The sequence below is a fragment of the Pseudomonas sp. Van50 genome, from assembly GCF_055390755.1.
This window is the reverse complement of the sequence record NZ_AP024343.1, coordinates 3093886-3118807: the sequence shown is the minus strand read 5'-3', so window position 1 is coordinate 3118807 and position 24922 is coordinate 3093886. Positions and strand designations below refer to the sequence as shown.

Here is a 24922-nt window from a genome sequence, read left to right as displayed (position 1 = left end):
TGCCAGCCATATCAACGAACCCTGTGGGAGCGAGCTTGCTCGCGATAGCGATGTGTCAGTCCACATCGATGCAGCTGATCCGACGCTATCGCGAGCAAGCTCGCTCCCACAGTCGGCGTCGTCAGGCGCGGGAAAGCGTCAACAGAACGTTGCTCTTGCGCACATTCCACACAACCGCTGATCAGTTAGTCCGGCTTTTTGACACTTTCCCCGATATGCGGTCACAACTTTTGCGCTCCGTTGGGTCATAACACGAAGGTCGTCGATGGAATGTTGACGTCTACCTAGGTTTAAGCCTGATACGGAGATAAGCTCATGATTTTCAACGTACAAAATTTTGGCGCCAAAGGAGATGGCATCACAGACGACACAGCAGCCATCCAGAGTGCGATCGATGCGGCGGCCGCGGCCGGCGGTGGGCAGGTGTACATGCCCACCGGCACCTACATCGTTTCGGGGGGTGAGGAACCTTCCGACGGCTGCCTGATGCTCAAGAGCAACGTCTATCTGTACGGCGACGGCATGGGCGACACCACGGTCAAGCTGGCCGATGGCTCCGACACCAAGATCACCGGCATCATTCGCTCGGCCTATGGCGAGGAAACCCACGATTTCGGCGTGAGCAACCTCACCATCGACGGCAACCGCGACAGCACCACCGGCAAGGTCGACGGCTGGTTCAACGGCTACATTCCCGGCGAAGAAGGCTACGACTCCAACGTCACCCTCGACAGCGTCGAGATCAAGGATTGCTCCGGGTACGGTTTCGACCCCCACGAGCAAACCGTCAACATGGTCATCAAGAACAGCGTGTCCCACGGCAACGGCCTGGACGGTTTCGTCGCCGACTTCCTCAGCGACAGCACCTTCGAAAACAACGTCGCCTACAACAACGACCGCCACGGTTTCAACGTCGTCACCAGCACCCACGATTTCACCCTGACCAATAACGTCGCCTACGACAACGGCGGCAATGGCATCGTGGTGCAGCGCGGCAGCGAGGACATTCCCTCGCCCAGCAACATCACCATCACCGGCGGCGAGGTGTACGGCAACGGCGCCGAAGGGGTGCTGATCAAACTCTCCAGCGAAGTGACCGTCACGGGCGTCGACATCCATGACAACACCAGTGCCGGGATCCGCATCTACGGCAGCAACCACGTCGAGGTCATCGACAACACCCTCAACAACAACTCCCTGGGCAGTGCCGTACCGGAAATCATCATCCAGTCCTACGACGACACCCTGGGCGTGTCTGGCAAGTACTTCAACGGCAGCGATAACCTCATCCAGGGCAACATCATCAGCGGCAGCGACCTGTCGACCTACGGTGTTGCAGAGCGCAATGAAGACGGCACCGACCGCAACGCCATCATCGCCAACACCATCAGCCACACCAGCAAGGGCGCCACGCTGGTCTATGGCGACGGCAGCTACGTCAGCGCCACGGTACCGATGACCACCGTACAAGGCACTCCGGGCAACGACACCCTGCTCGGCAGCGCCGCCAGCGAGATTTTCTATGGTGGCGCGGGCAACGACACCATCAATGGCGCGGCCGGGGGCGACATCCTCGTCGGGGGCGCAGGCGTCGACAAACTCACCGGCGGCACCGGCGCCGATACATTCCGGTTCGTCGCTCAGTCGGACAGTTACCGCAACGCAACCACCAGCTTCGATGACACCATCACCGACTTCGATGTCACCCAGGACAAGATCGACCTCGCCGGCCTCGGCTTCACCGGGCTGGGAAATGGCCGTGGCGGCACCCTGCAGGTCAGCTACAGCGCCAGCAACAACCGCACCTACATCAAGGACTTCGACGCCGATGCCAGTGGCAATCGCTTCGAGCTGATCCTCTCGGGGAACCTGGCCAGCACCCTGACGGCGAGCAATTTCATTTTCAATCGCGTGATCACGGGCACCAGTGGCAGCGACTCACTGCTGGGGAGCGATGCGGCCGACACCTTGCTCGGCCTGGCGGGCAATGACAGCCTCAGTGGCGGCGCCGGCGACGACAAGCTCGACGGCGGTGCCGGGATGGATACCCTCACCGGCGGCACTGGGGCGGATACCTTTGTGTTCGCCAATCGCCTGGACAGCTATCGCAACTACAACACCGGCGGCGCCAACCTGGGCGACCTGATCACCGACTTCAACGTCAGCGCCGACAAGATCGACCTCTCGGCCATGGGTTTCACCGGCCTGGGGGATGGCAAGAACAACACCGTGTACCTGGTGCTCAACAGCGCCGGCACCAAGACCTACATCAAATCCCTGGAGGCCGACGCCAATGGCAACCGCTTCGAAGTGGCACTGGACGGTAATTACCTCAACACCCTGACCAGCGCCAACTTCGTGTTCGCCACCACGTCGCCAACCAACCAGGCGCCCGTGCTGGCGACGCCGCTGGTGGATCAGAACGCCACCGAAAACACCCCGTTCAGCTACGTGGTGCCGGCCACCAGCTTCACCGATCCGGATAACGACAGCCTGAGCTACACCGCCAAGCTCGCCAATGGCAGCGCCCTGCCCAGCTGGCTGACCTTCGATGCCGCCACTCGCACCTTCAACGGCACGCCTCCCGACACCGCGTCGGGCACCTACTCGATCCAGGTCACGGCCACCGATGGCAGCAACGCCACCGTCAGTGACAGTTTTACCCTCGCCGTGCAGGACGTCCCCGCCACCATTGTGATCAATGGCACGCCGAACAACGACACACTGACCGGCACCGCGGCCAATGAACAACTGTTCGGTGGCGCGGGCAACGACACCCTCAATGGCGGCGCCGGCAACGACATCCTGGTCGGCGGCACCGGGGTCGACAAACTCACCGGCGGCACCGGCGCTGATGTGTTCCGCTACACCTCGAAACTCGACAGCTACCGCACCAGTTCCACCAGCGCCAGTGACCAGATCCTCGACTTCGACGTGGCCGCCGACAAGATCGACGTGTCGGCCCTCGGCTATACCGGCCTGGGCAACGGGCTCAACGGTACTCTGCAGGTCACTTACAGTTCGTCGACCAACCGCACCTACCTCAAGGACCTCACGGTCGACGCCAACGGCAACCGGTTCGAGATCTCGATGGCAGGCAACTTCGTCAGCAGCCTGACGGCCAATCACTTCGTCTTCGCCGACCAGACCAACCCCACCAATGTGGCCCCGGTCGTGGCCACCCCACTCCTGGACCAGAACGCCAGTGAAAGCACGCCCTTCAAATACACCGTGGCAAGCAACAGCTTCACCGACGCCAACCAGGATGTGCTGACCTACACCGCGACCCTCGCCAACGGCAACGCCCTGCCCGCCTGGCTGAGTTTCAATGCCACCAGCCTGACCTTCAGCGGCACGCCGACCAGCACCGCTGCGGGCAACTACGACGTCCTGGTCAAGGCCACCGATCCCTCGGGCGCCTCGGTCAGCGACAACTTCACCCTGGTGGTGGCCGATGCGCCCGCCAACACCATTACCGGCACCAACAACGGCGAAACCCTCAACGGCACGACAGGCGCGGACCTGATCCTCGGCCTCGGCGGCAACGATACGATCAAGGCCGGCACCGGCGCGGACATCGTCGACGGCGGTGCCGGACGGGACTCGTTGTACGGTGGCGATGGCGCCGACACGTTTCGCTACAGCAACCTGTCCGACAGCTACCGCGACTACGACACCGGTGGTGTCACCGCCACCGACACGATTTATGACTTCACCGTTGGCGTCGACAAAATCGACGTCTCGGGGCTGGGCTTTCTCGGCCTCGGCGATGGCAGCAACGGCACGTTGTACATGACCCTGAACGCGGCCGGTGACAAGACCTACATCAAGTCCGCCGAAGCCGACGCCGATGGCAATCGCTTCGAGATCGCCCTCAACGGCAACTACCTCAACACCCTCACCGCCAACGACTTCGTCTTCGGCGAGCGTGCCCAGCAGGACATTCTCTACCTGCCCACCCTCGGCCAATCCAATGCGCGCCTGCTGCGCATGACCGAGGACGACGACCAGTCCGGCACTTCGATGCTGGTCAATGACCTGAACCGCTACACCACCTACGACGTGCGCAGCCAGTTCACCGATGCCGATGGCAACGGTATCGACATCGCGGTCGGCGGCAGTACGGTCAACGGCTTGTCCACACTCAGCCCCGAGGAACTCCAGCTGTGCTGGTGGTTGACAGACACCAACCAACCCGGGCCGGCACTGTTGCGGGCAGTGACGCTACTGCGTGACCAGCGCACCGAGCTGCAGTCGATCGACAACGTCACCATGGGCATCATCTGGGGCCAGGGCGAGGAAGCCGCCCAGGAAATCGCCCGCGCCACGGACAAGGCCGCGGCTGCGGCGGCGTATAAAGCCGCGACCCTGAAAGTCTTCGATTACCTGCACGCCCAGTTCGGCAATTTCAGTGTGTACCTGATGGAAACCGGGCACTACGAACAGGATGCGGCGCGGGCCCGGGGTTATTCGGAAGAGAAGATTGCCTCCATCGTCGAAGGCGTCGGTTATGTCCGCGCCGCCCAGGAGGCCATGGCCGCCGAACGCGCCGACGTCAAGCTGGCGGTGGACTACACCGACCTGCCCTTGCGCTACGAAGTCGATCCGCTGGTGTATCCCGATGACGTCTGGCACCTGCACGAGGAATCGGCGGAAATCGTCGGCCAGCGCCTGGCGGATTACATTGCCGATGACCTGGGCTTCCAGGGCAACCCCAACGACAACAACAGCGTGCAGGACATTTTCGACAACGCCCAGAACCAGGGCGGGATGATCTCCGGCACCGACCAGGACGATACCCTGGTGGGCAGCTCGGGCAACGACACGATCAATGGCGACCTGGGCGCCGACACCATGACCGGCGGCGATGGCAACGACATCTACGTGGTCGACAACGCGTTCGACAGTGTGGTGGAAACCAACACCTCGGCCTCGCAGATCGACACCGTGCAGGCTTCGGTCAGTTGGACCCTGGGCGCCAACCTCGAAAACCTGGTACTCACCGGCATATCGGAGATCGACGGCACCGGTAACGAGCGGCGAAACTTCATCACCGGCAACGCCGCCCATAACGTGCTCGATGGCGCCGCCGGGGCCGACAGCATGAGCGGTGGTGACGGCAACGACAGTTACTTTGTCGACAATGCCGACGACAGCGTGATCGAGACCAACGGCAATGCGGTGACGGGCGGGATCGACAGCGTACACAGCAGCCTGGCCGCCTATACCTTGGGTAACAATGTCGAAAACCTGTACATCGACAGCACTGGCGCCGCCAATGGCACGGGCAACGCGCTGGACAACACGCTGTTCGCCGGCGCCGGCAACAACATCCTGGACGGGCGCGATGGCAACGATACGGTGTCGTTCGAACGAGCCCTGTCCGGTGTTACGGTGAACCTCTCGACGTCTGCGCAACAAAACACCGTGGGTTCCGGGCTCGATACCTTGAAATTCATCGAGAACCTGACGGGAAGCGCCTATGCCGACAGTCTGTCCGGTAACAGCGCGGGGAACATCCTGAATGGCGGTGCAGGCAACGATACGCTGGTGGGCGGTTCGGGCGATGACCGGTTGATCGGTGGCGCGGGCACCGACAACCTCACCGGTGGCACGGGCGCGGACACCTACGCGTTTGGTGCGCTGTCAGACATGGGCGTCGGGGCTTTGCGCGATGTGATCAGCGGTTTCAAGAGCGCGGAGTTCGACAAGTTGGACCTCACCGGCCTGGACGCCAACCCGCTGACCGCCACCGTCGATGCCTTCACGTTCATCGGCAGCAATGCCTTCGACGCCACCAACGCCACCGGCCAGTTGCGCTTCGTCGATGGCATCCTCTCCGGCAGTACCAACGCCGACGCCACCCCGAGTTCGAATTCGAACTGGTGGGCGTCAAGGAGCTGCACGCCAGCGACTTCACCGCCTGAAGCAAGCCCCCAGATGTGGGAGCGAGCTTGCTCGCGATGACGGCAGCACATCCAGCATGGATGCTGACTGCCCCACCGCTATCGCGAGCAAGCTCGCTCCCACAGGGGGTCGTGCTGTGCCTGAAAGATTGAAGGCAAGCACAGCGCCTGGACAGTTTTTGTGGCGAACTTGAACCCTGGATTGTCTAGAACAAGCTTTGCACCTGTTCGAGCACCGCGCGGTTCATCTGGCCAGTGTGGGTGTGCAGGCTCACATAGCTTTGCAGCATGTCGAGCTTGGTATTGAGCAGGTCCCGGCGGGCCTGGAACAACCGCTGCTGCGCATCAAGAATATCTACCGTGGAACGCACGCCACCCTGGAAACCTTTTTCCGTCGACGCCAGTGCTCGCTGGTTGGACTCTACCGCCCGCTGCATGGCCTTGCTCTTGGTGAACCCGGCGACGACGCCCAGGTAATCAGCCTCGATGTCTTCGGCCAGTTGTTGGCGCTGCACGTCGTAGTCGGACTGGGCCCCGGCCAGTTGTGCTTCGGCCTTGGCCACCGAGGCCCGTACCGCCCCGCCGCGATACAGCGGAATGTCCAGCTGCACGCCCACGTAATAGGTGTCCTGGCGCGGATCGAGTTCCTGGTATTGACGGGTTTCCCGGCGGGTCAATTGAGTGGTCAACGACAGGGTCGGATAATGCCCGGCGCGCTGACTGTCGGCCTGGGCTTCGGCGACTTTCACCGCCGCCAGCCGGGCGGCCAGCTCGGGACTGGCCTGGCGGGCAATCGCCGTCCAGTACGGCAAGTCCTGCTCCGGCGGGATCGGGCTACCGGCGGCCAGTTCTTCGCGCATCGGCTGGATGTCATCGATGGGCACGCTGGCCCGCCCGGACAAAGCTCGCAAGGCGGCCACGCGGCGCGCCTGGGCTTCAGCCTCCTGGGCTTGCACCAGGTCGAGCCGCGCCTGGGCCTCATCGATATCGGTGATCGCGCCCTGGCCGCCCTCGTACAGTTTTTTGCTCTGGATGACCAAGCCTTGGATGGCCGCCTTTTGCTGCTGGATCAGCTTGATCTCGTTCTCGGCACGGGCAACGTCGAAATACCCCTTTGCCACCCGGTCATACAAGGTCTGACCGGCCACGTCGAACACCTGGGTACCCAGTTGCCCTCGCGCCTTGCCTTCCTGGTACGCCGCCCAGCGGGCCTTGTCGTAGAGCGGCTGCTGCGCCGCCAGGGTGACGTTGTTCGCCTGGTAATCGTTGCTGTTGACGTAAGTGCTGTCGTCACCGCCGTCGGTACGTCCGCCGTAGCCGTAGCGCGAGGTCAGCGACACTTGCGGGTAGAGGCCTCCACGGCCGATGTCCTCTTCATGCCGCGAAGCTTCAAAAGCGTGAGCCGCCGACTGCACGGTCGGATCGTTGAGGCGAGAAGCATCGTAGGCGGCGGTGAGGCTCAGGCCACCCTCGGCGGCCCACAGCGGATCGATCAACGCCCAACCGGTATACAGGCCCAGCAATACACGCCAACGGTAGACCATGCTCATTCCTCCTTGAAGGCTGCCAGCAAGCGTTCACGCAAAGGCTTCATCAGGTAATTCATCAAGGTGCGTTCGCCCGTCACCACCGTGACATCGGCGAGCATGCCGGGGCGCACCAGCAGGCCGGCGCTCTGCAACGCGACCACAGTGTCGGCGGGAATCTCGACCTTGGCGGAGAAGTACGGTTGGTGCGTCTGCTCATTGATCAACTGGTCCGCCGACACCGTCGTCACCGTGCCGGTCACCGTGGGTGTATCCACCCGTTGCAGCGCGGTGAAATGCACATGCACCGGCAGGCCCGGGCGCAGTTTGTTGGCCATCAGCGGCTCGAAGCGGGCGGTGATCGCCATCGGCGCATCCAGCGGCACCACCTGCATCAGGGTCTGGCCGGCCTGCGCAACGCCACCGACCGTATGAATGCTCACGTCCATGACCTGCCCGGCCACTGGCGCGCGGATCGCACCGTTGTCGACTTCAAACTGCAAGGCCCGGATCTGATCGGCATAACCGGCCGCCTCGGCCGAGACTTCGCTGAGCTGGGTTTCGGCATCGCGGCGGAACTCCTGCTGCGCCTGCAAGGCCTTGAGCCGGCTTTCGTTGATCGCCTGCCGGGTCCTGCCGACATCGCCCACCCCAGAAGCGATCTGCCCCGCCAACTGGGCCGCGTTACGCTCGGCCTCGAACAGTTTGTTGCGCGGAACGTAGCCTTCCCGGGCCAGGTCACGCAGGCCTTCAAGCTCTTGCTGCTGGAAGCGCATCTGCGCGTCGTAGTTGCGCTTGACGCCTTCGTAGCCAAGCAGTTGTTGCTGCAATGCCGCGGCTTCGTGCTCGATGATCTGCAAGCGGCTGCCCAGCTCCGCACGACGGGTGATGAACAACTGGCTCTGCAACGCCATGGCCGCCTTGACCCGTGGCTCGTCGGCGTGGGCCAGCAGTTCCGCGGGCCATTGGATCTCGGCGCTGCCCAGGCGCTCGGCAATCAAGCGCGCCTCGACGCTGCGATCATTGAGCAGCTTGCCCAGGGTCACGTCCAGTTGCGACTGCGCCTGCACCGTGTTGAGTTGCACGAGCAATTGCCCCTGGGTGACGCGGTCGCCATCGCTGACCAGCAGCTTTTCCACCACCCCGCCGACCAACGACTGCACCGCCTTGCGCTCCCCCGCCACCACCACGGTGCCGCTGCCCACCACGCCCTGGTCGAGTGGCGCCAGGCAGGCCCAGAGCAGGAAACCACCCAGCGTCAGGACCAGGAACCCCACGCCATAACGCGCTGCATGCCCGGCATCGGTCCTGGCGCTGGGCAGCGCCAGGGTGTTGCGCACGCTCAGCCCCTGCTCGCTGTAAGCGTGTGCCTCCGGAATCAGATCACGCATCTTTGCCAGCCTCCCTGACCGTGGCCGGTCGCGGCCCCGGCATCAATGCCTTGAGCACCCGGTCCCGAGGGCCGAACGCCTGTTGAGTACCGTCCTTGAGCACCAGGATGTGATCGACCACCGCCAGCACACTGGGCCGGTGAGTGATCAACACCACGGTGCTGCCGGCCGCCTTGAGCGCACTGATCGCCTGGACCAGCGCCAGCTCACCGGCGTCATCGAGATTGGAGTTGGGCTCATCGAGCACGATCAGCGACGGCCGCCCGTAGAGTGCGCGAGCCAGGCCCAGGCGTTGCTTTTGCCCACCGGACAAGCCAAGTCCGCCGGGGCCCAGCGGCGTGTCGTAGCCCTTGGGAAACCTCAGGATCATTTCGTGGATGCCGGCATGCCGTCCGGCGGCGATGATTTTGTCGGCGTCCTGCTCACCGAAACGGGCGATGTTGTCGGCGACCGTGCCGTCGAACAACTCGATGTCCTGGGGCAGGTAGCCAAGGTGCGGCCCCAGGGCGTCGTGGGACCACTGGCTGATCTCGGCATCGTCCAGGCGCACCGACCCGCCCATGGCCGGCCAGACCCCGACCAGGGCCCGGGCCAGTGTCGATTTGCCGCTGGCGCTGGGCCCGACCACGGCCAGCACGTCGCCCTTGGCGAGGCTGAAATTGATCCCGCGCAGGATCGGCTGCGAAGCCCCCGGCGGGCCGACATACAGCTGTTCCAGGCGCACCGCGCCGGTGGGCGGTGGCAACGGCATGCGCAGGCGCTCACGCGGGTGCTGGGCCAGCAATTGGCTCAGGCGCTGATAGCTTTGGCGCCCGGCGTTGAATTGTTTCCACGAGCCGATGGCGATTTCCACGGGCGCCAGGGCTCGCCCCAGCAACAGCGACATCGCAATCATCATGCCCGCCGACAGTTGCCCTTCGAGCACCAGCAAGGCCCCCAACCCCAAGGCCAGCGACTGCCCGGAGATCCGCACGAAACGCGTCGCCGAAGTGATGCGCGCGCCGCGGTCGCTGGCATGGGCCTGGGCGGCAATGATGCGTTGCTGCAGCAGGCTCCAGCGCTGACGCAACGGCCCGAGCATGCCCAGGGCCTGGATGACTTCGGCGTTGTGCAGCGTGCTGTTGACGTAAATCGACGACTGCACCCCCAAGCGATTGGCTTCGCCCAGGCGCGCGCGCGTCGCCAGTTCGCCCCACAGTGCCAAGCCGATCAGCACCAGGGCGAGCACCAGCGTCAGCACGCCGAACCAGGGATGAAAGATGAACGCCACCAGCAGGAAGATCGGCAGCCAGGGTGCGTCGAGCAACGCGATCAAGCCCTGCCCAGTGATCAACTGGCGCAACGTCGCCAGGTCGCTGAGCACCTGCGCCGGGTTGGCGTTGTGTTCGCGCAGGCTGCGGGCGAAAGCCGCGTCGAAGACCCGCTCGCCCAAGGCATCGTCCAGCCCCGCGCTCATACGGATCATCACCTCGCCGCGCACCCACTCGATCAGGGCACTGAACATGAACAGTCCCAGGGCCATCAAGGTGAGCATGAACAAGGTGGTTTCGTTGCGGCTGGTCAGGACCCGGTCGTAGACCTGCATCATGTACAGCGACGGCACCAGCACCAGCAGATTGATCACGCCACTGAACAACGCCAGGGCCCAGAACACCCGGCGGTAGCTCAATAAGGCAGCATCGATGTCATGACGCGGATCGAGTAGAAACCCCATGGGAAATCGCCTGCAAAAGAAATTGTCGGTCCAGGACGCAATCCATCGCGAGGCTCTTTTCACCGAGGGAGCTCGAGAAAAAACTATCCAGCTGATGTGCCGATACCAGGGACGCTCCTCATCCCTACAGGCGCCAATTACTGACAACGCGGCTGCGGGTTAGTGCCGGTTCGCAAGGCTGGGTTTGCAAGTGGGTGACAGGCGGAAGGGCCGCGCTTCAAGACTGAGGTTTTTGTGCCTTGAATGGGCTTGAAAGGCGGTTTTGTTGACGCCAGTAACGTGGCGTCAACAGGGCAAAAATACGGGGCTAACCGAGGGAAGCGACACGCTCAGGCTGGGGCGAATGCCGCGACGTCGCCAGGCCGATAAAGGAAATGATCAGCGCCAGGCCCAGGGTGGTACTCACCTCGCTGCGGTGCTCGGGGGTGATCATCATGACCGCCAGCGCCGCCGAGATGAACACGATGACCAACCAGGTCAGCCAAGGGAACAGCCACATGCGAAAAGGCAGCTCGATGTTCTGCCGTTGCATCATCCGGCGCATGCGCAGTTGCGAGATGGCGATCACCAGGTACACCAGCAAGGCGATGGCGCCGGAGCTGGCGAGCAGGAACTGGAACAGGCCGGCGGGCATGAAGTAGCTGAACAACGTGACACCCGCGCCCAACACGGTACTGGCAATCACCGCGGACCGTGGCACGCCGGCCGAGGACGTGACCTTCAAGGCCTTTGGCGCATCGCCACGGCGCCCCAAGGAGTACAACATCCGCGAGGCGATATAGATCGAAGAGTTCATGCAACTGGCCACGGCGATCAGCACCACCATATCCACCAGGAATTTGGCGTGGGGAATGTTCATCAGCTCCAGGGCCCGCTGGTAGGAACCGACTGAAGCCAGGAGCGGATCGTTCCAGGGCACCACGGAAATGACCACGAAGATCGACAGCAGGTAGAACACACCGATACGCCAGATCACCGAACGAGTGGCCTTGGCAATGTTCTGCGCAGGGTTATCGGATTCGGCGGCGGCGATCGTTACCGCCTCTGTACCGATGAAGCTGAACATGATGGTGATGAACGCGCCCACCACCGCCGACAGGCCATTGGGGGCGAACCCGCCATGCTCCTCCATCAACCGACTCAGGCCGCTGGCCTCGCGCTCGGGAATCCAGCCCATCAGCACCGCGAAACCCAGGGAGATGAAGCCGATGATCGCCACGACCTTGGCCATGGCGAACCAGAACTCGAACTCACCGTACTTCGACACGCTGAACAGATTCGTCACGGCCAGCAGCACGATCGACACCGAGGCGAACAGCCAGGCATCGACGGCGGGAAACCACTGGTTGAGTACATGACCGGCGGCCAACGCTTCGATGGGAATCACCAGCACCCAGAACCACCAGTAGAGCCAACCGATGGTGAAGCCTGCCCAGCGTCCGATGGCCTGGTCGGCATAGGTGGAGAAGGAGCCGGTGTCCGGATTGGCGACGGCCATCTCGCCCAGCATGCGCATGACCAGGACCACCAACAGCCCGGAAAACAGATAGGCCAGCATGACGGCCGGACCGGCGGCGGCGATGGCATGGCCCGATCCCACGAACAGACCCGCACCGATGATTCCGGCGATGGACAGCATGGTGACGTGACGAGGCTTGAAGCCCTGTGCCAGATGGCCGTTCGAGTCCTTGAAGCTGGGGCTGGTCATTTTCTTATTCTCTTGTGATCGAACATTGAGACGCGCGCAGGGACAGTCGGTGTTGCTGGTTTTCCCGCCCCTCCTGGAGGCGGCACCGTTTGGTTGTGTTGATCCACCCTGGGCGAACGTGCGCACTTGCGGTGAAAAGTCGCGCCACGTTACCTGCCTTCCCTCTCGCGTCAGTTACCTGAACGCGCCATCTCTGTGCCTGATTTCGCCACCTGGGGCATGGCGTTTTGCCTCTTGCCAGGCGTCTGGACCGCGGCATCCAGCTACGTCGTCGAGGGGCGGCAACGAAATAAACCCTTTAAAAACTTTACTGGGTTAAGTATTTTGCATGCCTATGCCCGGCCTGTTGCTAACCGCAAACCCTGTGGGAGCGAGCTTGCTCGCGATGGCGGTGTTTCAGTCGACTTGAATGCGGCTGATCCAGCGCTATCGCGAGCAAGCTCGCTCCCACAGGGCTGGTACGCCAAGGCCTTTAACCTCTTCCTTACGACAAGGACCCTCCCGTGAGCGGACTGCGTGAACGTCAAAAAGCCGAACGCCGGCAAGCCATCAGCAAGGCGGCGGTCGAACTGTTCGAGCGCCAGGGTTTCCAGAACACCACCATCGAACAGATCGCCAACCAGGCCGGCGTATCGGCTCCCACGGTGTTCAAGTACTTCGGCAACAAGCAGGAGATCATCCTGGAAATCCTGCACGACGCCGACCAGCGCGCGCTCACGGACACCCGCAGCCAGATGCCTGAAATCGAGGACCCGGTTGAAGCGCTGTGTTATCTGGAGCGGCTGTTGACCGGTTACGCACTGGAGGTCATGCACCCGAGCCTGTGGCGCGAGTTGCTGCCGCTGATCCTGTTTGGTGGCGATAACGGGCTGCCCGAGGGGTACCGCGCCATGAACGATGCGCTCAGGGCCGAGATCAGTGGGCTGATCAGGGAATTGCAACAGGCCGGCAAATTACGCGCCGACCTGGACGTCGACCTCGCCGCGTTCCTGTTGAACGACTATTCGCACTTACAGCTGTTCAGGCTGGTCAACCAGGAACAACCAGACATCGAGGCACACTCCACCCAGGTCCGGCGGATCACCGAATTGCTCTTCCTGGGCATGCGCGCCTGAGGGCGTCACCCACCAATACGGACCCGGCGCCGCAACGCCGGGTCACGCTGATCAGCGATGGGTCTTGATGCCGATCCAGGTGCGGGTGCGGATCCGCTCCACGGCGGCCGGCACCGGCTCCAGGGCGAACAGGGTCTTGCGCGCCTCGTCCGGCACATACATGGCGGGGTTGTTGCGAATGTCGGCATTGACCAACGCCGTGGCTTCCTTGTTCGGGTTGGGGTAACCGATCTTGTTGCTGATCCGCGCGATGACATCAGGACGCAAGATGTAATTGATGAACGCGTAGGCCTCCTTGGCATGAGGGGCGTTGGTGGGGACCATCATGACGTCCGACCACATCGGCGCACCTTCCTTGGGCAGCGCCATCTCTACCTTGACCCCCTTCCCTGCGTCTTCGGCCAGTCGCTTGGCCAGGGCCACCCCACCGGACCAACCCACCCCTACGCAGATCTCGCCATTGGCCAGGTCCATGCCATAGCGCGATGAGTTGAAGTAGGTGATGTAAGGCCGGACCTTGAGCATGGCCGCCTGCGCCTTTGCATAGTCCTCACGTTTCTGGCTGTTGGGGTCCAGCCCTTCATAGTGCAAGGCAATGGGCACGATCTCGTTGGCGGCGTCCAGCAGACCGACGCCACAACTGGCCAGCTTGGCCATGTTCTCTTCCTTGAAAAGGATGTCCCAGGTGTTCATTTGCACATCGGCACCCAATACCTGGCGTACCTTGTCGACGTTGTAGCCGATCAGGGTCGTGCCCCACAGGTACGGTGCCGCATAGCGGTTGCCCGGATCGCCCACCGCCTCCAGGGACTTCATGAACTCGGGGTCCAGATGCTGCCAGTTCGGCAACTGGCTGCGGTCCAGGGGCTGGACGGCGCCGGCGGCGATCAGGTGACTGACGTTGGAGCTGCTCGGGTAGACCACGTCATATCCGGAGTTGCCGGTCAGGAGCTTGGACTCCAATGTCTCGACACTGTCGAAGACGTCGTAGATGGGACGGATGCCGGTTTCCTCTTCGAAACTCTTGAGGATTTCAGGCGGCAGGTACTCGATCCAATTGTAGATCCGCACCGTCCGCTCTTCGGCCAGGCTCGCGCCACTGACCAGCATCGAAACGACAGCGCCCAGCAAGGTGTTGCGCAACAGCATGTTCATGATCAAACACTCCAGCGCGGCCGCGAAGGCTCGCGGCACTTAATAGCGGTAGGTGAAATAGAGTTCCAGTGCGCTGAATTTCCGGTCGTCGCCGAAGACCTGTTTGGCCGCCGCCATGGGTTTGACCCAGTTATACGACAGCGAGGTGGACAATGACTTCGACGGCGCCCAATCCAGGAAGACTACACTCTCGTCGGCAAAACGCCGGTCGCTGACGGCGGTGCCCATGTAGTTTTTTTCGTCGAGCCAGAACTGGTAGTGGATCGCACCGAGGGTGAGGGTTTCGTTGAGGTGGGTCTTGAGTGAGAACTGCTGGACGTTTTCGTTGCTGTTGAACATCAGGTAGTTGCCGACGACATCGCCGATCAGCCAGGTGCTCCAGTCGACGAAGCCCTTGCTCAACGGATCCCAGGCTTTCTGTCGGTTGTCCGTGAGGTTGTCGTCGCCGGAAAAACTCGCGTAGCGGTAGCCGATCACCGGGGTCAACGGCAGCGTGCTGAAGGTGTAATCCGCCTGGCCGTACCAGGCCTTGGCGTCGTAGTCCACGCCTTCGCCGCTGCCCCGCTCCAGGGCATATTCGGCGTTGAGGGTCAGGTCCGGGATACCCGGGAGCCTGGCGCTCAAGGCCCTGACGTTGTACACCAGCATGCCATCGCGGCGACGCGGCAAGGTACTGCCCTTGGGCCCCATGGCCTTGACCTTCAACGCGGTGGCGCCCAGCGTCACCTGGTCGTCGAGGTTGTAGTCCAGGTTCACGCCGCTCATGCGAAAGTCCCCCAGGTCGCTGTCCGTCCCCAGACTGAAGCCCTGGACCTTCAATGCGCCATGGTCCCAGGCGACCACCGCCGAATCCTTGAAGGCGGTGCGTGGCGCGAGCCAATAGGCGCCGTCGTTCAACTGGTCGAGGTTGCCATCCATCACGATGAAACCGTTGCCGATCATGTAGTTCTGGCGACCGCCCGTGACCGTCCACTCCCCGGCGCGGAAACCGCCATAGAACTCTTCGGTCGAGACCTTGCCGTCGGAACTGCGGGTGAAGCCACCGGCATCGCCATCCCCGAAGGTGGTCGCCCCCACCAGGGAGCCGCCGGCCAGCAGGCTGAAATCCGGCTGCACGGCATACTCCAACTTGACGCCCGGCTTGACGTAGAACTCCTGCCAGTCGATTTTCGTGCCGCCATTCTTGCCGCTGCGCATGTCCACCACACCGCCGCCAAAGTTGACGTTGCGGGTGGACAGGACCGCGCCACCAGCCGTTAAGTTGACCTCGCCCTTGAGGTTGCCCTCCTCGAAGGTGTAGCCCGCCCAGGCAACCTGGGCGGTCAAGGGTAACCCGAGCACGAGGAACGTTCGGGACAAACGCATCATGGAAACCATATGGAGCTCCTGTTGATTATTGTTGTTACAGGGCAGTGAATGGCGGCGCAAACCCGCGCCAACACCTGGCTGGGCCGGGTGAGCGGAACGAAACTCTTGTGTTTATCGGATGAACTCAGGGCGTCAGTTGCGCCGCGATGGCACGCAGCATGCGCACGCTGTCGCCGTCGAAGGGACTGACGGCGTCGCCCAGGGACGACTGCTTGACGATCACCACGCCGGACGGTTTGTCGATGAACAGGTATTGGCCATGGATGCCACCGGCCATGAGCGCCTGGCTGTGGTCGTTGAAGACATACCACTGGCTGCGGTAGGACGCGCCGGGGGTCCAGCTCGAAAAGTCGGCGCAGGCGGCATAGATGGCGGGGTCGGCGCCAGCGGCGATACCAGCGAGCGCCTCGGCCGAGAGCAATTGTCGCCCCTGCTGGCGGCCATCGTTGGCCAGCAGGCGGCCGAAGCGCGCCATGTCACGCAAGGTCGCGCTGAACCCGGCACCGGCCACGCTGCGGCCCCAGGGATCCGCCAGAAAGTAGCCGTCACGTTCACAGCCCAACTGGCTCCAGACCTCCTGCAGCAACTGATGACAGGCCTTGCCAGACGCCCGCTCCATGACCCAGGCCAATGCCTCGGTGGTGGCCGTCACGTAATGGAAAAAACCGCCGTGATTGCCGCGCTTTCTCAATGACGGCAAGTACTGGTACAGGGATTCGAACGTCGCGTACTGCGCTGGCGCCGGCTGGAAACCGCAGGCGTAGCCGTATTGGGAGCTCTCTGAATCCGGGTCCTCATAGACCTCGCTGTAATCGACGGCCACGGCCATGTCGAACAGCTGGCGCACGGTCGCATCGCCGAACGCGCTGCCCGTCAGTTCCGGTACGTAATGGGCGGCCGTCAGCGTCGGGTCCAACAGGCCTTCGCAGACCAGTTGCTCGCCCAGGGCACCGATCAGCGACTTGGTCACCGAAAACATGATGTGCCGGTCCTGGGGGCACTGGCCATTGAAGTAGCGCTCGAACAGCACGGTGTCGCCCTTGAGGACCAGGAACCCATCGGTCTGGCTGGCGATCAAGTGGTCGATCACGCTGATGCTCAAGCCACACTCGCTGTCGAAGTGCAGCTCATCCAGCGGCTGGAGCGCCTGCTTGAACGCGCTGACCGGCCCGGTGCCGGCCCGCACATCAATGGAAGGACGCAAGCGCGCCAGGTTGCGAAAGCCCCATTGGCTGTACGGCGGGCTCATCCAGTTGTGCCAGGTGACGCGGCGGTGGGGTTCGGCGGGAAAGCCTTGCATGAGCGAAGGCGCCAGACGTGCGTCAGAAGGCGATTCGTGAGTCTCGACGTAGAGACTGGCCAGTGAAGGCACGGTGTTCTGATTCATTGGGTTGCCCCTGCGAAATGACTCTGCGTGAAAGCAGATGCAGGAGAATAATTACCCGATGTAATTTTTTAGTCAATAAAACTTTTTACCGTCATTGCTTACCTATCTGGGTCCCGTGACCACCGTGCCCGAGGGAGCAAGCCTCGCTCTCACCGTCGGCCCAGTCCTAAGCAAATAACTTAAAGTTATTTATTATCATTTTTTTAGATCATTTAGATTAAGTCTTAAGCCCAAAGGCTTCCCGCGGTGATGCCATCAAGGAACGTTGGCACTCACCCACCTTCCGTCACGGCAATCTCATTAACGGGCCACCGTCATGCAGCTTCTAACGCTACCTCCCTCCCCCGGCCTGGCCACCTCGATTCGTGCCACGGCCCAGGTCTTCGAAGACCCCACCTCCCGCGCCTTGCTGGAACACCTGCAACAAGTGGCGCCCAGTGATGCCAGCGTGTTGATCATCGGCCAGACCGGCACCGGCAAGGAACTGGTGGCGCGCCACGTGCACAACCTCAGCGCCCGTCGCCACAAGCCGTTCGTTGCGGTCAACTGCGGGGCGTTTTCCGAGACCCTGGTGGAGGCCGAGTTGTTCGGCCATGAAAAAGGCGCCTTTACCGGTGCGTTGACGGCCAAGGCCGGCTGGTTCGAGGAAGCGGATGGCGGCACCCTGTTCCTCGATGAAATCGGTGATTTGCCGCTGCCGATCCAGGTCAAGTTGCTCCGGGTATTGCAGGAGCGCGAAGTGGTTCGACTGGGTTCGCGCAAGAGCATCAAGATCGATGTGCGTGTATTGGCGGCCACCAACGTACAGCTGGAAAAAGCCATCAATGCCGGGCACTTTCGCGAAGACCTCTATTACCGCCTGAACGTGGTCAGCCTGGCGCTCAAGCCGCTGCGCGAACGTCCCGGCGACATCCTGCCGTTGATACGCCACTTCATCGCGCAGTACAGCCACAGGCTCGGTCACGGCGAGGTGACGCTGGATGCCCAGGCGCAGCGCAAGTTGCTCGACTATTCCTGGCCGGGGAATATCCGCGAACTGGAAAACGTCATTCACCACACGCTGCTGATTTGCCGCAGCAAAGTAATTGGTGTGCAGGACCTGCACCTGTCGAACTTTCGTATCGAGCGCCAGGACAACCCACCGCAAGCAGCCCCTCAAAGTGCAGAGGAGCTCTTGCAGAAAGCCTTCGAGAAGCTGCTCGAGCAGGAGCATGGCGATGTGTATGAAAAGGTCGAGGCCGAGTTGTTGCGCACCGCCTACCGATACGCCAATTGCAATCAGGTCCATACCGCCAGCCTGCTGGGCCTGAGTCGCAATGTCACCCGCACGTTGCTGATCAGGATTGGCGAACTGGTGGTCAACAAACGCCGTCCCACGCTCAGTACGCGGGACGGCCAGGTGGTCAATCTTTCAACTTGATCGTGCCCCGACGCCCAAGGGTTCCTCAGCCCTCGCCCCGGCCCGCGCGCCCAGGTAGAAGTCCTGGAGATCGCTGCGGGCCGCCAGTTGTTCGGCGCTGCCTTCACTGACCACCCGACCGCTTTCCAACACGTAGCCGTGGTGGGCGTAACGCAGGGCGACATTGATGTTCTGCTCGGCGATCAAGAAGCTCACACCATCACGCTGATTGAGTTGCCGGACGATCTCGAAGATTTCCTCGACGATCTGCGGCGCCAGGCCCATCGACGGTTCGTCCAGCAAGACCAGTTGCGGCCTGGCCATCAGCGCGCGGCCTATCGCGATCATCTGTTGCTCGCCGCCCGAGGTGTAGCCGGCCAGGCTTTTGCGCCGCAGTTTCAGCCGAGGGAAATGGCCATAGACCAATTCCAGGTCAGCCAGCAACTGGCGTCGCGGTACCTGGCGCGCCAGGGCGCCGGCCAGCAGGTTTTCCTCCACGGTCAACTGGGCAAAGCAATGCCGACCTTCCAGCACTTGCACCAAGCCGCTCGCCGCCAAGGTGTGAGGGGCGCTGCGGGTCACGTCTTGCCCTTGGTAGACGATCCGCCCCCGTACCACCTCGCCCCGCTCGGCGCGCACCAGGTTGGAGGCCGCCTTCAGCGTGGTGCTTTTACCCGCGCCGTTGGCGCCCAGCAGCACCACGACCTGGCCTTTTTCCACCTCCAGCGACACACTGCGCACCGCCAGGATGGTCTGTTCGTAGAGCACTTCAATATCGTCGATCTGCAGGATCGGCACGTTCGTCGCCATGCTGTTTCGCCTTTTCAGACAGCGACCGGACGCGTGCGCCCGGTTGCCGCGATGCCTCAGGATTCCTTGCTGCAATCACGCGGGGTAATGCCTTTTTCCCGGGCGTACTGGTGCGAAGACGCTTCGATGATCGGCCGCAACAGGGCGCGGTCGGCCTGCACCCAGTCACTGATCAGCTTCCACTGGGTACCGTCCCATTGCTGGAAACGCACCGCACCGCCGCCTTCATGGTCCGAGCACGACAACTGCAACGGCTGCACCAGGCCCAACGCCCCCAGTTCCTTGAGCCGGGCGTCGTCGAGCTTGAGGTTCTCGAAGCCCCAACGCACCTGCTCACCCGTCAGGGGTTGCTTGCCGAATTTCTGCTGGGCAATGCGCAGCGCTTCTACGTTGAGGATGCCGTTGACCACGCCGAGGTTGTAGTACACGGTGCCGAACCGCTTGGGATCGGCCAGGTCGCCATGGCCGGCGTCGACCACTTGCTGCTTGATGCCCTGCAACACCGGGAAATCAGTACCTGAAGGGTGCGTGGTGATGGCGATGAAGCCCTTGGCCGCGGCACCGGCCGGCGCGGCGTCATCTTCGGAGTTGCTCCAGATGTTGCCGATGATGTGGTCGGCCGGGAAACCGACTTTCTGCGCGGTTTTCAGCGCCACCGGGTTCATCACCCCCCAACCACGCAGGATCACCCAATCGGGTTTTTCCCGGCGGATATTCAGCCACTGCGACTGCTGTTCGTTGCCTGGGTGCGGCACCTCCAGCAAGGTCAGCGCAAAACCGTACTTGTCGGCCAGGGTTTGCAGGACCTCATTGGTTTCCTTGCCATAGGGCGAACCGTGATACAGGGTGACGATCTTCAAGCCCTTGAGCTTGTCCAACCCGCCGGCGCGCTGGCCGATGTAATTGATGATCGCCGAGACCTCGGAATACGGGTTCAACTGCAACGGGAAAACGTAGGGGAACACGCTGCCATCGGTGGAATCCGTACGCCCGTGGTTGATGGTGATCAGCGGCAGTTTGTCGGCCGTCGAGCGCTCCAGCGTGGCGTAGGCGATGCCCACCGACAGCGGGTTGGTGGCAGCCGCCGGCGCGCCGTTCAAGCCTTTCTTCAGGCGTTCGTAGCACTCCACGCCTTTCTCGACCACGTATTCGGTCTCGCACTCACTCCAGGTCAGCTTGACGCCGTTCACGCCGCCATTGGCGTTGACGTACTTGAGGTAGTCGATGAAACCGCCGAAAAAACCGGTGCCGCCGGCGGCATAAGGGCCGACGCGATAGCTTTGCAGCGGGAAGTATTGCTCGTTGTCCGCCTGGACGGTGAACGCCGCGGCGGTGAGGCTCAGGGCCAGTGCCAGGCTGCTGGCGAATGATCGTTTGAACATCGAATTTTCCTTGTTATGAAGCCATGGATAAGCCAACAAAATGGAACTGCAAACCCGCGTTGTGCGGTTCGCTCAGTAGCGCAACGGCCACAGCCGTGCGCGCTGGCGAAATCTCTGCCAGAGGCGCGCAAGGCCCTCTGGCTCCTTGATCAGGAACAGGATGATCAGGGCGCCGAATATCATCTTCTGCAGGTTCTCCACCTGGCCGGCGTCCACCAGCCCGCCGGGCAGCAGCGACACCAGGTTCGAAAGCAACACCGGAAACAGCACGATGAAGGCCGCACCGAGAAAGTTGCCCAGCAGACTGCCGAGGCCGCCGATAATGATGATGAACAGGATCTGGAACGAGCGGTTCAGATCGAAGCCGTGGGGCTCCACGGTGCCCAGGTAAGCGAAGGCCCACAGGGCACCCGCCACTCCGAGGAAAAACCCACTGATGGCGAACGCCAGCAGCTTGGTTTTCGCCAACGCAATGCCGATGACCGCAGCGGCAGTGTCCATGTCGCGCACCGCCATCCAGTTGCGCCCCAACTCGCTGCGCACCAGGTTCTTGCCCAGCCAGAACAGCGCTACCACCACGCTCAGGGTCAACAGATAGCGGCCGGCCGGCGCGTCGAGGTTCACCCCGAATACGTCCAGGCGCGGCGCACTGATCACGCCCGAGGCGCTGTTGTTGGAAAACCAACTGAACCGGGTCAACGCCCAGGTCACGAAGAACTGCGCCGCCAGGGTCGAGACCAGCAGGTAGAAGCCTTTGATGCGCAGGCTCGGCAGGCCGAACAGCACCGCCACCAGCGCTGCCGTCAACCCACCCAGGGCGATACTGACCAACAACGGCAAGCCGGCGACCCGTATTTCAAGGTTGTAGGTGGCAAAGGCTCCCACCGCCATGAACGCCGCCGAACCGAGGGACAGTTGCCCGGCATAACCGGTGAGCAAATTGAGCCCCAACCCGGCCAGGGACAGCACCAGGAAAGGAATCAGGATCGCGCTGAACCAATAGTCATTGCCCAGCCAGGGCACCACGACGAAGGCGAACAGCAGCAAGGCGGCCAGCCCGTGACGATCCTGGCGCAGGGCGAAGACCCGGCGGTCCTGGGCATAGCGGGTGTTGAACTGACCTGTTTCTCGATAAAACATGAGTGTTCTCCCTAAACCCGTTCGATGGCCCGTTCGCCAAACAACCCCGCCGGACGTACCAGCAGAAACAACAGCGCCAGCACGTAGGGAAACCAGTTCTCGATGCCACTGCCGATGAAGGGCCCGAGGTAAACCTCCGCCAGCTTCTCCGAAGCCCCGATGATCAGGCCACCGACAATCGCCCCACTGATGGAGGTGAACCCACCGATGATCAGCACCGGCAAGGCCTTGAGCACCACCAGCGAGAGCGAGAACTGCACGCCCAGGCGAGCGCCCCAGAGCAGGCCGGCGACCAACCCGACAAACCCCGCCACCGCCCACACCACCACCCAGACCCGCTGCAAACGAATGCCCACGGCCAACGCCGCCAGTGGGTCATCGGCCACCGCCCGCAACGACAATCCGAGCCGGGTCTTGTTGAACAGCCAGGACAACAGCAGCACCAGGAACGCCGCGGTCACTGCGGCAAAAATGTCGAACTGCGACAACAACATCCCGCCCAACTCCAGCGGCTCATCACTGATACCCAGTTCCAGGCCATGCACCTGGGCGCCCCACAGCGCCTGGGCGAAACCTTCGATGACGTAGGACAGCCCGAGGGTGGCCATGAACAGCGTGATCGGCGAACGGTTGACCAAGGGCCGCAGCACCACCCGCTCCACCGCCACCGCGATCAGCACCATGGCCGCCAGGCTGATGACGAACGCCAGCCAGAACGGCACACCGCGCTCCAGCAGGCTGACGAAGGTCAGCGCCGAGAACAGCACCATCGCGCCCTGGGCAAAATTGAACACCCCGGAGGCCTTGTAGATCAGCACGAAACCGATGGCCACCAAGGCGTACATCACCCCTGCCAACAACCCGCCAATCAATACTTCAAAGAAAAATTCCATCGCCGCTCCTATTCTGCGGACGCAACTTGCCTGCCCTCCCTGGTGGGAAGGTGTCGAATATCCGGTATCAGTGGCGAGTGCCCAGGTAGGCCGAAATGACCTCGGGGTTCTGCCGTACGTCTTCAGGCGAGCCGTCGCCGATCTTGCGACCGTAATCGAGCACCACCACGTGGTCGCTGATGTCCATGACCACGCCGATATCGTGCTCGATCAACACCACCGTCGTGCCCAACTCACGGTTGATGTCGACGATAAAGCGGCTCATCTGCTGCTTCTCGTCGGCGTTCATCCCGGCCATGGGCTCGTCCAGCAGCAACAGCCGAGGCTCCGCCGCCAGCGCGCGGGCCAACTCCACCCGTTTCTGCAAGCCATAGGGCAGCGTGCCCACTAGGACGTCGCGCCAAGGCTGCAAATGCAGGAACGCGATGACACGCTCGGCCGCTTCGCGCTGACGGTCATCTTCGGCCCGGGCGCGACCGATGCGCAGCGCCTGTTCGATCCAGGTACTGCGGCGCTTGAGGTTGCGTCCGGTGAGCACGTTGTCGAGCACGCTCATGCCCTTGAACAGCGCGATATTCTGGAATGTCCGGGCAATGCCGCGGACCGCCACGTCATGTGGGCGCATCCGGCGCCGCTCCTGTCGATCAAAACGGATGTGCCCGTCCTGGGCCTGGTACACGCCGCTGATGACGTTCAGCAGCGAACTCTTGCCGGCGCCGTTGGGGCCGATCAAGGCACAGATTTCACCGGCGACGACGCGAAAGCTGATGTCCGTGACCGCCTTGACGCCTTTGAATGACAGCGAAATATGCTCCAGCTCCAGCAAATGCGTGATGGCCGTCTGGGTCATGGGGCGTCTCCTCTCAGGCCAGTTGCGACTGGAGACCCGTCCAGTCATCGGTGGTGTGCTGCACCAGGTTCGGCGGCGCTTGCCAGTGAGCCCCGTCGTCCCACTGGCGAACCTCGATACCCAATGCCTGGAAAAATGCCTGGGTTTCGGGCGGCAAGGCATCGCCCACCAGCAGCGGCGCGCGGGTCCGGGAAAACCCCAGCACGTCGCGCAACGGCCGGCGAACCAGCCAGTCCCCCAGATGCCGTTGCAACAGCCCCGGCTGCGCTGCCAAGGCCCAGTCCACCAGCCCGCGGGACCAACTGCCCGGCTCCGGCAAACGTTCGAGCGCATAGCGGTGCAAACGCTCGTAGGTTTCCCGCGTCCCGGCCACCAGCGTCGGGCCCAGCTCGCGACGATCGCGATCACGGGTCGCCAGGTTCTCAGGAAAGTTCAGGCGAAAACCGGCCATCAACCAGGGCGCCAGCAGATAGCGAGCTTGCCCGCCCGAGGCGAACGCCCGGGCGGCCAATGCCTCTTCCTGCCGGCCCAGCCCTTCGCGCGCCAACAACCGCTGCCCCTCCTGCAACAGTTCGGCGTGGCTGACGCGTTGCTCCTCCATCGTCCGTCCACTTCCGCGATAAAAAACAAAGGCCGTCTGCAACACTTGCCCTTGCGGGGCCAGGTCAACGATTGGCCGCTCGGCAACCAACGCGGCGTAATCCAGCGCTTGCGCAAATGGCGCCGAATCCGACAGGCCACGCTTATCGAGGTAGACCCACACCCCCACGGCCACCTGCGCCGCACGCAGACGCAGCATTTCTTCCACGCCTTCGACCAGGACGAAATCCGGCTGCAGCGTGGCGAGCCGTTGCACCTGTTCGGCCGCCGTCTCCAGCGGGTCGAACAGACTCGCCACGCCACCCAGCCATTGCGCGGCCAAGGCGGCAAGCAGCGCCTGCGGCCTGGGTCGACTGATGATCGTCAGGGTCGCGCCCGCCGCAAAACCGCGGGCTTGCAGGGCACTGGCGAAATGGCGCACCTCGTCGGCCACGTGCGCCCAGGTCCGCTCCTGCCAGACACCCAGGTGCTTGTGGCGCAGCGCGACGTCCGTGCCATGCTCCAGCGCCTGGCGCTGCAACCACTGGGGCAAGCTGGCCGGGACCGGGTCGAGGGTGTCGGTGAACGTGCCCATGCTG

At 62.7% G+C, this 24922-nt stretch carries 16 protein-coding genes; 3 read left to right on the top strand and 13 right to left on the bottom strand.

The window, feature by feature from the left end; all coding sequences use genetic code 11:
• Nucleotides 1–315: 315 nt before the first annotated feature.
• A complete protein-coding gene (locus ACZ5M5_RS13675; protein ID WP_464739215.1) occupies nucleotides 316–5967 on the top strand; it encodes a putative Ig domain-containing protein in 5652 nt (1883 codons plus the stop codon).
• 145 nt (nucleotides 5968–6112) lie between these two features.
• On the opposite strand, the gene ACZ5M5_RS13670 is transcribed toward ACZ5M5_RS13675, so the two are convergent.
• The 4 genes from ACZ5M5_RS13670 to gabP all read right to left on the bottom strand — a co-directional run bounded on the left by ACZ5M5_RS13670 (nucleotide 6113) and on the right by gabP (nucleotide 12245).
• On the bottom strand, nucleotides 6113–7450 hold the full coding sequence (locus ACZ5M5_RS13670) for a TolC family outer membrane protein (protein WP_464739214.1): 1338 nt from the start codon (nucleotides 7448–7450) through the stop codon (nucleotides 6113–6115).
• 2 nt (nucleotides 7451–7452) lie between these two features.
• Nucleotides 7453–8823: an HlyD family type I secretion periplasmic adaptor subunit gene (locus ACZ5M5_RS13665; RefSeq protein ID WP_464739213.1), complete on the bottom strand. Its 1371-nt coding sequence runs from the start codon at nucleotides 8821–8823 to the stop codon at nucleotides 7453–7455.
• Nucleotides 8816–10537, bottom strand: coding sequence for a type I secretion system permease/ATPase (locus ACZ5M5_RS13660; RefSeq protein ID WP_192260796.1), 1722 nt, complete (start codon nucleotides 10535–10537; stop codon nucleotides 8816–8818). The genes ACZ5M5_RS13665 and ACZ5M5_RS13660 overlap by 8 nt, the downstream gene beginning before the upstream one ends.
• Nucleotides 10538–10844: 307 nt before the next feature.
• Nucleotides 10845–12245, bottom strand: a complete 1401-nt coding sequence (gene gabP / locus ACZ5M5_RS13655; protein WP_192260795.1) for a GABA permease — start codon at nucleotides 12243–12245, stop codon at nucleotides 10845–10847.
• A gap of 503 nt (nucleotides 12246–12748) precedes the next feature.
• Here gabP and ACZ5M5_RS13650 point away from each other — a divergent pair.
• Nucleotides 12749–13360, top strand: a complete 612-nt coding sequence (locus ACZ5M5_RS13650) for a TetR/AcrR family transcriptional regulator (RefSeq protein ID WP_464739212.1) — start codon at nucleotides 12749–12751, stop codon at nucleotides 13358–13360.
• Between the two features lie 51 nt (nucleotides 13361–13411).
• Here ACZ5M5_RS13650 and ACZ5M5_RS13645 read toward each other — a convergent pair whose 3' ends face one another.
• The 3 genes from ACZ5M5_RS13645 to ACZ5M5_RS13635 all read right to left on the bottom strand — a co-directional run bounded on the left by ACZ5M5_RS13645 (nucleotide 13412) and on the right by ACZ5M5_RS13635 (nucleotide 17270).
• Nucleotides 13412–14515, bottom strand: a complete 1104-nt coding sequence (locus tag ACZ5M5_RS13645; protein ID WP_060742655.1) for a polyamine ABC transporter substrate-binding protein — start codon at nucleotides 14513–14515, stop codon at nucleotides 13412–13414.
• A gap of 39 nt (nucleotides 14516–14554) precedes the next feature.
• On the bottom strand, nucleotides 14555–15892 hold the full coding sequence (locus ACZ5M5_RS13640; protein ID WP_060742656.1) for an alginate export family protein: 1338 nt from the start codon (nucleotides 15890–15892) through the stop codon (nucleotides 14555–14557).
• A 115-nt stretch (nucleotides 15893–16007) separates the two neighbouring features.
• Nucleotides 16008–17270, bottom strand: a complete 1263-nt coding sequence (locus ACZ5M5_RS13635; RefSeq protein WP_060742657.1) for a serine hydrolase domain-containing protein — start codon at nucleotides 17268–17270, stop codon at nucleotides 16008–16010.
• 316 nt (nucleotides 17271–17586) lie between these two features.
• Between ACZ5M5_RS13635 and ACZ5M5_RS13630 the strand changes: the two genes are divergently transcribed.
• Entirely contained in the window at nucleotides 17587–18690 is a 1104-nt protein-coding gene (locus ACZ5M5_RS13630; RefSeq protein ID WP_060742658.1) for a sigma-54 interaction domain-containing protein, read from the top strand.
• Here the strand turns inward: ACZ5M5_RS13630 and ACZ5M5_RS13625 are convergent.
• The 6 genes from ACZ5M5_RS13625 to ACZ5M5_RS13600 form a co-directional block, all read right to left on the bottom strand.
• Nucleotides 18682–19479: an ABC transporter ATP-binding protein gene (locus ACZ5M5_RS13625; RefSeq protein ID WP_464739211.1), complete on the bottom strand. Its 798-nt coding sequence runs from the start codon at nucleotides 19477–19479 to the stop codon at nucleotides 18682–18684. The two genes, ACZ5M5_RS13630 and ACZ5M5_RS13625, sit on opposite strands and share 9 nt — an antisense overlap.
• A gap of 56 nt (nucleotides 19480–19535) precedes the next feature.
• Entirely contained in the window at nucleotides 19536–20861 is a 1326-nt protein-coding gene (locus ACZ5M5_RS13620) for an ABC transporter substrate-binding protein (protein ID WP_060742660.1), read from the bottom strand.
• A 72-nt stretch (nucleotides 20862–20933) separates the two neighbouring features.
• Complete coding sequence (locus ACZ5M5_RS13615) at nucleotides 20934–22001, bottom strand: branched-chain amino acid ABC transporter permease (RefSeq protein ID WP_060742661.1); 1068 nt, start codon at nucleotides 21999–22001, stop codon at nucleotides 20934–20936.
• An 11-nt stretch (nucleotides 22002–22012) separates the two neighbouring features.
• The gene (locus ACZ5M5_RS13610; protein WP_060742662.1) at nucleotides 22013–22894 is read right to left on the bottom strand and encodes a branched-chain amino acid ABC transporter permease; all 882 of its coding nucleotides are present in this window, start codon (nucleotides 22892–22894) and stop codon (nucleotides 22013–22015) included.
• Nucleotides 22895–22961: 67 nt separating this feature from the next.
• On the bottom strand, nucleotides 22962–23744 hold the full coding sequence (locus ACZ5M5_RS13605; RefSeq protein ID WP_060742663.1) for an ABC transporter ATP-binding protein: 783 nt from the start codon (nucleotides 23742–23744) through the stop codon (nucleotides 22962–22964).
• Between the two features lie 13 nt (nucleotides 23745–23757).
• A complete protein-coding gene (locus ACZ5M5_RS13600) occupies nucleotides 23758–24918 on the bottom strand; it encodes an AMP-binding protein (protein WP_464739210.1) in 1161 nt (386 codons plus the stop codon).
• Nucleotides 24919–24922: the final 4 nt, after the last annotated feature.